Annotated in this window: 8 protein-coding genes and 1 pseudogene; 5 read left to right on the top strand and 4 right to left on the bottom strand. The window is 64.0% G+C overall.

Annotated features, from left to right (window positions below):
* Positions 1–2,136 (top strand): TonB-dependent receptor (locus tag JMO03_RS05185; RefSeq protein ID WP_202841059.1); only part of this gene is annotated, 2,136 nt, incomplete at its 5' end.
* A gap of 113 nt (positions 2,137–2,249) precedes the next feature.
* Positions 2,250–4,325 (top strand): Atxe2 family lasso peptide isopeptidase, encoded by a 2,076-nt coding sequence (locus JMO03_RS05180; protein ID WP_238345916.1) that lies wholly within the window; start codon positions 2,250–2,252, stop codon positions 4,323–4,325.
* Here JMO03_RS05180 and JMO03_RS05175 read toward each other — a convergent pair.
* From JMO03_RS05175 to JMO03_RS05160, 4 genes are all read right to left on the bottom strand, one after another.
* On the bottom strand, positions 4,322–6,049 hold the full coding sequence (locus JMO03_RS05175; RefSeq protein WP_202841050.1) for an asparagine synthase-related protein: 1,728 nt from the start codon (positions 6,047–6,049) through the stop codon (positions 4,322–4,324). The two genes, JMO03_RS05180 and JMO03_RS05175, sit on opposite strands and share 4 nt — an antisense overlap.
* A complete protein-coding gene (locus tag JMO03_RS05170) occupies positions 6,046–6,729 on the bottom strand; it encodes a lasso peptide biosynthesis B2 protein (RefSeq protein ID WP_202841048.1) in 684 nt (227 codons plus the stop codon). Before JMO03_RS05170 ends, JMO03_RS05175 begins: the two co-directional genes overlap by 4 nt.
* A gap of 49 nt (positions 6,730–6,778) precedes the next feature.
* Positions 6,779–6,928: a benenodin family lasso peptide gene (locus tag JMO03_RS05165; protein WP_202841041.1), complete on the bottom strand. Its 150-nt coding sequence runs from the start codon at positions 6,926–6,928 to the stop codon at positions 6,779–6,781.
* A gap of 205 nt (positions 6,929–7,133) precedes the next feature.
* Positions 7,134–7,766 carry a GntR family transcriptional regulator gene (locus tag JMO03_RS05160; RefSeq protein ID WP_202841039.1) on the bottom strand — a complete coding sequence of 211 codons (633 nt, stop codon included), beginning with the start codon at positions 7,764–7,766 and terminating at the stop codon, positions 7,134–7,136.
* A 256-nt stretch (positions 7,767–8,022) separates the two neighbouring features.
* On the opposite strand from JMO03_RS05160, the gene JMO03_RS21355 reads away from it, so the two are divergent.
* The 3 genes and pseudogenes from JMO03_RS21355 to JMO03_RS05145 form a co-directional block, all read left to right on the top strand.
* Entirely contained in the window at positions 8,023–8,145 is a 123-nt protein-coding gene (locus JMO03_RS21355; RefSeq protein ID WP_273544225.1) for a hypothetical protein, read from the top strand.
* A 1,058-nt stretch (positions 8,146–9,203) separates the two neighbouring features.
* Positions 9,204–11,135: a hypothetical protein gene (locus JMO03_RS05150; RefSeq protein WP_202841037.1), complete on the top strand. Its 1,932-nt coding sequence runs from the start codon at positions 9,204–9,206 to the stop codon at positions 11,133–11,135.
* A gap of 170 nt (positions 11,136–11,305) precedes the next feature.
* Positions 11,306–12,645, top strand: a pseudogene (locus JMO03_RS05145) (RHS repeat protein); the annotation flags it as partial.

Genomic DNA, 12,645 nt, shown 5'->3' with positions numbered 1-12,645 from the left:
CCGGTGATCACCATCGGCGCCGAGCACATCCGCGAGGAGGGCTTCACCGACCTGGGCGAGGTGATCCGCAGCGTGCCGCAGAACTTCGGTGGCGGGCAGAACCCGGGCGTGATGGGCACGTCCGGTGGCGCCGGTCACCAGGACGTGTCCGGCGGATCTGCGCTCAACCTGCGCGGCCTGGGCGCGGATGCGTCGCTGACCCTGTTGAACGGCCGGCGCCTGGCGTACGACGGGTTTGCCCAGGCCGTGGACATCAGTGCGATCCCGGTGGAGGCCGTCGAGCGGCTGGACATCGTGCCGGACGGGGCGTCCGCCCTCTACGGCTCGGACGCGGTGGGTGGCGTCGCCAACGTGATCCTGGTGCGCGACTTCGACGGGCTGGCGGTACGCGCACGCCATGGTGCCGCCACCGGCGGCGGCCTGGCCACCCGCGAGTACACCGCGACCGCGGGCAGCACGTGGTCAACGGGCGGGGCCATCGTCGCCCTGAAGGATGCGTCCGCCGATCCCATCCGTGCCGACCAGCGCCGCTTTACCCGCCACCTGGAAGAGCCGTACACCATCTACAACACCTGGGACACGCGCAGCGGTCTGGTCAGCCTGCATCAGGGCCTTGGCGAGCGGGCCGAGTTCCGCCTGGACGCATTGCGGACCGAGCGGGAGACCACCAAGTACTACCCGCAGGCGGGTGGCCATGTCCGCAACACGCCGGACGCGTCGGTCTCGCTGGTGGCGCCGAGCCTCGAGGTCTCGTTGGCACGAGACTGGTCGATGACGCTGGGCGCGGCGCACGGACGCAACGAGGCCATCGACGAGCGGCACGTGGTGACCGGGTCCGAATCGCGCCTGGGGTCCCGGACGGGACTCTACAACCGGCACCGGTCTTACGAGCTTGGTGTGGAGGGTCCGCTGTTCTCCATGGGCGGCGATACCGCGCGGCTGGCAGCGGGGGTGGGCATGCGGGAGGATGATTTCATCAACCGCTCAGAGCTGACCGGCGAGGGATATGGCGGCGAAGAGCGCGCGCGCCATGTCTATGCGGAGCTGCGCCTGCCGCTGGTGTCGCCATCCGCCGGGGTGTCGGGCATCCGCCGGCTGGAGCTCAACGCTGCGGCGCGCACGGAGGACTACGAGAGTTTTGGCCGCGTCACCACGCCCAAGCTGGGCCTGGTCTACAGCCCGGGCCGGGACGTGACGCTGAAGGCATCGTGGGGCCGCGCGTTCAAGGCACCCACCGCCTCGCAGCGCTACCAGGACAAGATGGCGTACCTGTGGTCGGCGGCCGATACGGGAGGCGAAGGATATCCGGCCGATGCCACGGTGTTGATGTCGTGGGGCGGCAACCTGGATCTGGCCCCCGAGCGGGCGCGCACGTGGACGGCTTCGATCGCCCTGCATCCCGAGGCCGTGTTGGGCCTGGAGGTGGAGCTGACGGCCTTCGGCGTGGATTACACCGACCGCGTGGTGGTACCGGTCAACTATCAGGTGGCCTTGAGCGACCCCGCCTACGCGGAGTTCGTGCAGCTGTCGCCGACGCCGGCGCAGCAGGCCGACCTGCTGGCGGTGTACGACAGTGCGTTCTACAACCTGTCGGGCACTGCCTACGATCCGGCCAATGTGGTGGCGATCGTCTCCAGCCAGTTCCTCAATGCGGCCAGCCAGGAAATCAAAGGCGTCGACCTGTCGGGGACCTACCGTTTCGATGTGGGGCCCGGCCGCCTGACGTTGCGTGGTTCGGCCAGCTGGCTCGACAGCGTGCAGAAGACCAGTGCCCGACAGCCGGAGTTCGACCTGTCCGGCACGGTGTTCAACCCGGCAGAGGTCAACGCCCGCCTGGGAGCGGTCTGGTCGTCCGGCGGGTTCACCGCGGCGGGCTTCGCGAACTACACCGCTGGAGTGATCAACCGCCTGGCGACGCGAATGGAGAAGACCGCCTCGTTCACCACATGGGATGCAACGCTCAATCATGAGCCGCGTACCTGGCCGGGCATCACGCTGGGTCTGTCCGTGCAGAATCTGCTGGACCGGGACCCGCCGCTGTATACGGTGAGGAATGCCAGCTTCGTGCCGTACGACGCCACGAACTATTCGCCGATCGGACGCTTCGTCAGCGTGTCGATCGCGAAGCGCTGGTAGGGCGGGCGATGGATGCGCGTGCTCGCCTGCCTGCTGCGCCAACCCCCCCTGCGATCGTTCGCAGGGCTGCGCGAAGAGTCGGCAACCGGGGAATCGCTGTCGCGGGCCTGTTCTTGCTGGGCGCGGCGTTTCCCGCCTGGGCCGAAGTGGTCTCGCCACGACGCCTGCTGGAATTGGCGGACATCGGCAATCCAGCGATCTCCCCGGATGGTCGGCGGGTGGCGTTCCGGGTGGAACAGGCGTCGATCGAACGCAACACCTACGACACGACCTGGTACGTGCAGCACCTCGACGGCGCATCGCCACCGCGACGCGTGGCGGACGGCGGCGTTCCCTTACGCCAGCACGTCAACGGCCAGGTCCTCCCGTCGCCGGCCCGCTGGTCGCCGGATGGCCGCTGGATCTACTACCGGGCCCGCCTGGACGGGCGGGTCTCGGTCTGGCGTGCGGCCGCCGACGGGTCCCATGCCGAACCGGTGACCTTCGACCCGGCGGACGTGCGCGACTTCCGGTTGGACGAAGGCGGTGGCGTGCTGCGGTACAGCGTGGGCGCAACGCGAGAGGATGTGATGGCGGCCGAAGGGCGGGAGTACGACCGCGGCGTACGGATCGACACCTCCGTGTTCATCGGCGCGGGCCTGGTGCGGTCCGCCCACGTGGAGGGCCAGCCGGCCACGCAACGGTTCACGAACGACTGGTTTGCGACCGGACCCTTGTTGGCGGCAGCGCCGGACAGGTGGAAGGCGGTGGACCTTGCCACCAGGACGGCACGGGACGCGGCCGCGCCGCCCCTGCAGGCGTCGCCTGCGACGATCACGCCGCTCAACCGTGATGCGGCAGAACCGTTGAGGATTGCGCTCCACCCGGAGGACGGGCGCGTCGCTGTCCTGACGCCCGTGCCCGCTCCCGGCACAGGGACGACGGAGAGATCGGGGTCCGTGTTGTCGATGCTGTCCGATCCGGGGGACAGCCGCCATGTGGCATGCGCAGCCGACGCGTGCCGCGATCGGGCCATCAGCGACATCGTCTGGCGCCCGGGAACCGACGAAGTGATCTTCACCGAGACGGACTATCGTCGTCGCATGGGCCGTGTCCAGTCCATTCGGGCGTGGAACGTCCGCACCGGAAGCGTCCGCCCGATCGTTGTGGCCGACGGCCTGTTGCGTGGGAGCCAACGCTATTGGGACATCCCGTGCGGTTTGTCACGGGAACTGATGGTCTGCGTGGCCGCCGAGGCTGACCGCCCGCCGCGGCTGGAGACGATCGACCTGGCAACGGGCGAGCGGCGGATCCTGTACGCGCCGAATGCGGGACTGGACGCCGACATCGCCGCTACGGTTCCTGCGCGCGTGATCCGTTGGAAGGATGAACAGGGGCGCGAATTCACCGGTCACCTGTTCGAGACACCGAAGCGCGGGCCGAGTGGGTCGCCGCCATTGTTCGCGACCTACTACGACTGCCATGGTTTCCTGCGTGGCGGGGTGGGGGACGAGTGGCCACTTGCCACGCTGGCCGAGGTCGGAATCAGCTCGCTCTGCATCAATGCGCTGCCGGGGGCGAGTCCGGACTTCATCGCTCGGCACGACCAGGGGCGTGCGGCGCTGGAGAGTGTGGTGGCCCAGCTGTCTGCGGAAGGGCGCGTGGATCTCACGCGGATCGGCATGGGCGGTCTCAGCTACGGCAGCGAGGTGACCATGTGGACGGTTGCCCACTCGGACATCGTGACAGCCGCGTCGATCAGCGGCGTCTCCGCGACGCCCACCTACTACCTGTTCAACAGTCTGCGGGATGGGTTCCGCAGCGGCATGAAGCAATCCTGGCAACTTGGCGCGCTCGAGGAAACGCCGGAGCGCTGGCGGGAGATTTCGCCGGCATTCCATGTCGATCGAATCCGCACGCCGCTCCTCTTTCAGATGCCCGAGCAGGAGTACAGGATGATGCTGGACTACGCGCTTCCGCTGGTACGCAGGGAGCTGGGCGATCTGTATGTGTTTCCAGACGAGGCGCACATCAAGTTCCAGCCGAGACACAAGATCGCCGTGTACGAACGCAACGTCGATTGGTTCCGGTTCTGGCTTCAGGACTACAAGGATCCCGATCCTCGGAAGGCGGATCAGTATCTGATTTGGCAACGGATGAAGGCCGCGAGGGACCGGAGACGTACGGCAGGGGACTGGACCAGTCGCTAGGCCTGATTGCGCACCCAGTTCTCGGCAGTGCACAGGTCGAAGGCACGTACGAACGCCATTGAGCGCGGTGCGAACTCGGACGCAAGGAACTCGGACATCGCATGCGGGTCGAGCAGGCCGGCGGCTCGCAGTTCGCCGCCCATGAGGAACTCGCGGATCTCGGCCTTGTTCCGCGCGTATGCAGTCGCCAGGTAACCCGCGTAGGAACCCTTGCTCCTACGCGCCAGGATGGCGCTGGGTACAGTCCCCTTGAAGGCATCGCGGGCGACGGCGCGATCGCGGCCACCGGCGATCCACATCCACGTAGGCACCTTCAGGCACGCTTCCATGACGGGCTGGGAGAGGAGTGGGCGCCTGACGCGTCGGCGCGGCGACGCCGTGGCATGCATGTAGAGTTGAGTACCGATCAGGTCGTGGATCTTCTCGCAGTCGCCCGGGAGCGACCGCGGCGGTGGGTCGAGCCAGGGGTGAGCTAGCTCCGGTCCTTCGAGCGCCTGCGTGCTCAGAAGAGTTCGATCCTCCTTCCAGCCACGTCGCACACCGCGCCGGACCATCCCGAGCTTCTTTCTGGTCAACCGTCCTGCTTTCCAGACGGTGCACCCGTGAAGCGTTGAAAGATCCCTGACTGCGATCGCGGTGGTCACCATCCCACGTTCCAGATAGGCATCGACGGCAGGGGCAGCAGTCTGGAGATAGCAGAAGATGCTGTCGCCTCCACCTCCGGTATAGAACGTGCCCGTGTTGTTTGCAGCACCGACGCTATCCCATGCGGTGGAGGTGGCGTGCTGGAGCATGCCCGTCGCCGGTACCGCCGAAGAGGGTGGAACGGGAAAGTCGATGCGCACGTCCTCGAAGCCAACGGGCACGGACAGGAGGTCCCGATCCATCGACTCCGTCACCAGCCTGGCATAGGGCCGTTCATCTGTGCCCGCGACCGGCATGACCAGGGAGCCGAACAATAGCTGCGCACTCGTCCCGCGGAGACAAGAGGCAACGATGGAGGAGTCCAGGCCGCCGGACAGTTGCACCACGAATCGATCGTCGGCCGCAGCGTACGCGTTTACCACGATCGAGACCGCGTCACGGATGTGATCGCCTGCAGACTCTGGGTCGGGATGCCTCGCATCGTCCTGCACGAAGCTCCATGGCGACCATTCGGTATGGACGGATGTGCGCGAGGAGCCGATCTCCAGGGCACAGCCCGGCAGCAGCTCGTGGACATCGAGCAGGCCCGTGCGTTCGGTCCGGCGATATGGGAAGCGGAGTCCGTGCACGATGGAATGCCAGTCCACCTGCCTGCGATACAGCCCGAGGTCGACCGCGAGAGAGATGTCGGAGGTGACGAATCCTTGCCCGTTGGAGACCGCGTACATACACGGGACACCGCCGGAAGGATCACGAAGCAATGTCATCGGACCCCGATCTCCGGACCCGATCGATACCGCAACGTACTCGCCCCAGTAGTCTCGGAGTAGGTGCCGGTTGAGCCCGTCCGCCGTGTTCCGCAGCGAGCCGGGATCTGTGACGGGTCGCCCCGACGCATCGAAGAGCAGCCCCACTACGATGCCGTGGCCGGAGATCTCGACCGTGGGTGTCTCCGGCGTCGACCACAAGGATACCGAGCTGTGGGAGAACGTGCGCCGGAGCCCGGCGTCCAGTATGTCCTCCTCTCTGAGTGCAAGCGGGATGTTGCCTCCGACGAGCAGCAAGAATCGCACGTTCACCCGATTACCCTGATCGGTGTGTATGTATTCGCGTCCGACAGGGTTTCGTTGAGGAGCAGGTCCCCTGCCTGCACCCAGCAATGTGCGGCGAAGGGATGCAGGGTGACACCGAAGACAAGGGCCGCTCTGAGCTGTCGCCGCGCGAGAAAGCGGACCAAGGACAGCGAATCGAGCAGGCAAGTTCTCTCTATGGGTACATAGCGGCGTGCCAACATGAACTGGGCCGAGGCGGTTGCTAGCCGGTCCTGGGCGGAAACGTCGGCGTCGGCAATCAGGGGTGGCACTGCTCTGCTGTCCCGTCCCGACGCTCTCGCGAGAATCTTCTGGAGGCGCTCTGTGCGAAGCCGCAGACGCATCAGGCAGACGCAAACGAGCACTTCAGTGACGGCTGCAAGGCTGGGTCGCGCGTCGGCACTGGCTTCGGCCTGTTCGAGAACACTCCGGGTCGGAAGTGGAAGGGACTCGCTCGCGTGTGTCGCCCTGCTGGCTTCTACGAGCAGTCCTGAGGCGACGAGCGAAAGGCGGTACCGCTCGGGTGGTCGACCTCCGGATTGCAGTGCCCGGAAGGCCGCCTCGAGTGCAGGCGGGAGCAGAAAATAGCGATCGCGTGCCACGTCCAGGAAAACCGTTCGGTCATCGACGTCGCAGCAGGACACGTGGTCGGCAAGTTCGTATGGCATGGTCGACTCCATGAAGAAGGGCGCGCCCAGAGGCGCGCCCTCATGACCCTCACTCGTCAGAAATGCCGGGGATCACCGGACGGCCCTCGCCCGTGCCTTCCTGGGGGCCGAGAGGACCCTTGGTCTCGACGCTGGCCACACCGAGATCGATCATGCCTTCCAGCGAATCACGCGCATTGTTGTCGTTCGTCTTGTTCATCTCCGTCTCCTGCAGTTGCGCCATGGCCATCCCATGGCCGACGCAGCGTAGAGACCGAAGACAGTGATTCTCAAATGATTATCGTTGTGTACTCTGAGAATGACGCGCAACTGTGACGAAGTTCATCCACCCTTGATGAACAGCGCGTCGCACGGGGCTTCTAGGCGGGCGCTCGTGATAGGCGCGGCAGCGCCGGCCGGAACGCTCAATGCAGATCGCGCGCCTTCCGGTTCAGCAGGACGACGATGCACGGCACGAGCTGCATGCGGCGGTCGTGATAGCGCTTCAACGCCAACCGCAATGCGTCGATGTCACGCCGCCGCCAGTGCAGGATCAGTTCCGACAACTCTTCGAACGCGTCCGGAAGCAGTGTCTGCTTGTGACGGCGAATGGGCGCGAGGCAATCGTTGGTGCGCCGGACGGTCCTATGCAAGGGAACGTGGCCCGTCGCGGAGGCAATCGCGTCGAACAGGTGCCAAGTACGCTTGACCAGGTCGTCGTCGGGCGAGAGGTCCACCTCACGAACGTCTTCGTGCGTCCATTGCGGAAAGCCGATCTCGAAGGCTGCCAGCAGCAGCCGATGCATCCAGTCGTACAACTGGTGCAGCGAGAACTCGGTGGGCAGTGGCACATGCAGGCCGTCACGCCCATGGTCGGCGATCAGGTCTTCCCCGACCAGCCGATACAGCGCGTAGCGTGCAGGGGTGAGGCTGGTCCGGAACTCGGCTGCGATCGTGGCCGGGTCGATTCGCTGCCCCGGCACATAGTGTCCCGCCTGCAGCGCCCGTCGTATCTCCCGGTAGAGGAATGCACTCTTCGAAGCGTGTGCCGCGCTCATGGCGGACTCCGTGTCTGCTTGGCATCGTCCTTGGTGGGATATTACATGCTCCGAGGCCGCTGGCAACTTGGACCGTCGGCGCAGGGAACAGGGCGTGGACGCCCGATTGGTCGTCTTGGCCGCCCCGGAGCATCTCCTCGGTACGCGGGTATGGAAGATCTCCTGCAAATCACAAGAAAATTCTCTTCGAATTTATAGGAGTCGTCGCGACTTCTCAGCGCTTGGTCGACGCGAAAGCAGCGGGATAGGGTAAGACGTGATGATTTCCGCGCAGTACAAACGGCAGCTCAAGGACCTGCAGGAAGCCTACGGCGAGGCCATGCTGGAGCTGCGCACCCGAATAAAAATGGCGTCCCTTTTGGGCAAGGACGAGACCTGATGGTCTCGATCCAGCGGGGACTGCGGGAGGATGGATTCGAAGTCTCTATGGTGAAGCTGTGCCGCTGGTTCGGCTAGCCAGGCGGACGATGTACTACCAGCCGAGCAAGGCGCCGCAGAGGGTCCGAGCGGAGCTGGCGGAGCCGATCGAGGCGCTGATCGAGGCCGAGTCGTCGTTCGGCTACCGGACTGTGGCCGAGCTTCTGGATATGAACAAGAACACGGTGCAGCGGATGCAGAAGCCGCTGGGTCATTACAGCGCCTCACCGACCAGACGCAGGGACGCAGGGTATTCGACCAGTCAAGCGGCACGTCATCGTCAGTACGGCAGCGGACCTAGCCGACCGACATTGCGGCACCTGTTGATGACTCGTCGTTCGAAGTTCGCGGACACGTTCACCGTACGGAGGCGGACCTACCGTTCGTCGTCTCGCATTCGGCCCGATTGTCAGATGCTTGTACGCGGATAGGAGTTGGCGCATGATCCGCTGGCACGCATGGCGCCATCCCCTCGGGGGAGCCAGGGATGGCGGAGGGACAGAACGGATATCTGGGGGACGCATGCCTTGTCATGGAGGCTCGGGTCGTTGGCCCGACAAACCGGCCCGTCGTGGACGGTGGCCGCGCGCGAAGCGATCCGGCTCGAGATTAAATACTGTTGTGCTGGCCCTGGTTTGCACCGAAGGCACTCCACGTCCTCGCTTGACCATCGAGCCTCGACACAAATCCGAATGCCGGCATCGCGCCACGTCCGCGTCAGCGTTGACTTCGCTCGCGCACGAGCGGAAGGGCCAGAGCGCGAGCGATGGCGGCGCAAGCCCAAGTCACTGCGACCGAGGTCGATCTGTCCGGACGGCCGGCGAAGCACATGCCTGCCTCTGCGGAAACGTCAGCGCCAGGGAAGCTCTGGACAGAGGTCATTTCTAGTATGGCAAGAGATTTATGCCGCTGTTCTTTTTCACCAGATTCGTCGGGGCGATTCGAGTGCAGTTGTTGGCCTGTTTAGTCAGCCCCAGACTTAACTCCGCCTCTTCCGGATTCGGCTGGGCTGTCAAACGCGTGGACAAGACCATGAAAACAACCGCAACCAAGTACAGAAAGAACGGGTCAACCAACGGGTCACGCATCCAGTACTGGATCGTCCTCGGCGTGTTGACTGTCTCCCCGCCTTGCTTCGCCCAGTCGGCCGTGCAAGGCGTCGACCTTCGCTACGACACATTGCTCAAACGCCAGGACCGGAACAAGACCATCCCGGGAAATGAATTCGGAGACCAGCACGGCATCGAGAGCGGCTCACTCACATTCAACGTGGTCGATGTGGACATTCCTGGCAACAACAAGCTCGCGGTTGAGTTCAGGCGTACTCTGGTCGCAACGGACACGTTGAAGCGCATCAACGACCAAGCCTTCGCCTATCCTGCAACTCGCTTGGGCGACTGGGCAATCAGTCTGCCCAAGATCGAAGGCACGTTTGACGCCGCCGTGGGGTGGATCACCTCCGATTCCAGCCGGCCCAGCATGAACTGCTCGGTCACGCAACGCGGATTCGTGGAGCCGCCACCCGGTCAGCAGTATCCAGATGCGTTCCGTGCGCATATGTTCTGGAATCCTCCAACCGTCCACTATCCGGAAGGGGGCGGGGGCCTTCTTGTCTACTACTCCACGTTTGAAAATATGCCGGTTCCGTCGTCGGGCGGCCCTTACCGGTGGGTAACGACCAGTCACGACGCTGCGTCGTGCATCGCGACACTGAAGAACCGCAACATCTCCGCCCCCAATGGTTCGTCCGAGCAAATCTTCGGCCGGGGAGAGGGTTATCTGGTCGTCCGTCCCGATGGGACCAAGTACTGGTTCGACTGGATGGCCTTGGAAAGCAGCCTCCCGTCGAAATCTACCGCGTACAACACGGCCAGTGGCCAGATAGTGGAAGTGCCGCTGCAGCAAGCAACGCTGGCGCTATACCCGACCCGTGTCGAAGATCGATTCGGCAATTGGGTGACTTATACGTACTCGAACAAGAGCAATGAAGCCGTCAAGCTCGACAAGATCCAGTCGAGCGACGGCAGAGTCATCGACATTGCATATGTCAACGGCTACTTGACTTCCGTGACCGCAAACGGGCGTACATGGTTGTACGTCTATGGGACAGATCCGGCGATCAGCCCCTTCCACCCCCTTGTACCCCTTTTTACAATGCCACTCATCGAAGTGCGTAACCCTGATTCTTCGAGTTGGCGATATTCCGGGGCGTCACGTTCGCCCCCGGCGCCTACAATCATGCAGCCGTGCCATGACCTGTCGTGGACACAGCGCGTCAATCCCGACGCTACTACGGTAGGCGACACGGACTTTACCGGGTACACCGTCGACTCCCCTTCTGGCGCGCGCGCGGTCTTTCGGATCGGCCCTGTGCTGCTGGGCCGCTCGGCAGTGATCCATGGCTGTTACTCCCCCGGCGCTTCCGCGCCGGGCCAGACATCTAATCAAGTTCCGCGCCATTTCCTGGGGGGGTACAGGTACGCCCTTACCGGGAAAAAGGTAACGGGCCTTGGCCTGACGCCATTGATCTGGAAATACAGCTACCAGTCCGACATCGGATTCGCGCCAATGGCAAATGGAACGACCAGGACCAAGGTGCTTGGGCCCGACGGTGCACTGGACACGTATACCTTCGGCAACACCTACGCCGTCGACGAAGGCCTGCTGCTCTCCCATACCCGTGCCGCCACCCCGCAGGCGCAGCCCCTGCAGAGCGAGACCCATACCTATGCCACGGGGGCCGTGGTTGGTGGCTTTCCCAAGCTCATCGGCTTCTTTCCAGACGCCTATGATCGGGTTCCGGCCACGTTCCTGCGGCCCAAGCTGAGCACCACCAAGGTGCTGCAGGCGACGCAGTTCAGATGGGCTGTCGACACCACCTGCTCCGGCAGGTGTCTCGACGCGCTGGGTCGGCCGACCAGGGTCACCCGCAGCAGCGCACCCAACCCGTAGCGCGGCCCGAGGACTTGCCGATGACGACTTCGACCAAGGCTCGCCGGACCGCACCGCGCCGCCGGCACGGCGCAGGAGCGGCAATGCCGCACCGGCAATCCGGACGTGGAGCGGCGCGCGCCCGGCTCGCATGCTCCGCTCGTGCGCCCACGACAGAACAAGGAAGAGACATGGACTATCTCGTTCGCTGCAGGTACGCGTTGGTTGCGTGCCTGTCTGTCATGTCGGTGATTCCTGTGGCGAACGCCCAGACCTATAGCCGCACCGAGGTCATCGAGTACCACGACGACCTCGCGACCTACGTCCTGGGCCAGGTCAAGAAGACCACCTGTGCCGTTTCTGCTCCAGCCCATGACGCATGCGACGGCCAAGCGGACTCTGTGATTTCACAGGTCGACTATGGGTGGAAGGCCATGCCTTCGAAGACATACAGCTTCGGCAAGCCGCAGGAGACGTTCTCTTACGAGACTGCCGTTGCTGGCCAACTGGGGACGCTCAAGACGATCGCGGACGGCAACAATAACGTTACCACCCTGTCGAGTTGGAAACGTGGCATCCCGCAGTCGATCAAGTATCCGGCAACGCCCGAAGCCCCCTCGGGCGCAACGCAAACAGCAGTTGTCGACGACAACGGCTGGATCAGGTCGATCAATGACGAAATGAACTCGAAGACCTGCTATGACCACGATTTGATGGGACGAGTCAAGAAGATTACCTACCCATCCGAGACCCAGGCGAACGTTTGCAACACATCAAAGTGGGCCGAGACGACAATAGACTTTTCGGGCGGACACGCAGGCACCTACGGTCTGCCGACCGGGCACTGGCGCAGAACCATGCTTACCGGGAATGGCAGGAAGATCGTGTTCTACGATGCCTTGTGGCGTCCAGTCGTTGAGCAGACGCTTGATCTTGGCGATCCAAATAACACTGTGTCAGCCGCCTTCATCCGGTACGACGCCGCTGGACGTCCATCATTTCGTTCTTATTCCACACGTGTGCATGGAACAACGTCTTATCTTGATCAGACACTAAAGGGTACGCACACCGTATACGACGCGCTCGATCGCGTCACCCAGGTCCGGCAGGACTGGGAGGGTACGGGCCAGCTGACCACGACCACCGAGTACCTGGCAGGATTCCAGACCCGGGTGACCAATCCACGCAACCACCAGACCCTGACCACGCTCTACCAGACTTTCGACGAACCCTCCTACGACCTTCCTCGCGGCATCAACCATCCCGAGGGCGCCTTCACCGAGATCCACCGCGACATCTTCGGAAAGGTCACGGCGCTCAAGCGCCGCAACGCGAATGGCTCGGTCGCGCTCACCCGCAGCTACGCCTACAACGTGAACCAGGAACTGTGTCGCTCGGTGGAGCCTGAAACCGGTGCCACGGTCATGGGGTACGACGGAGCCGGCAACCTGACGTGGTCAGCGGCGGGCCTGCCAGCGAGTACTGCCTGCCACACCACCGGTAACACGACGACGATCAATGCCCGCAAGGC

Source organism: Luteimonas saliphila (assembly GCF_016774335.1).
In the GTDB taxonomy this organism is placed as follows: domain Bacteria; phylum Pseudomonadota; class Gammaproteobacteria; order Xanthomonadales; family Xanthomonadaceae; genus Luteimonas; species Luteimonas saliphila.
This window is presented reverse-complemented; position numbering and strand designations above follow the sequence as displayed.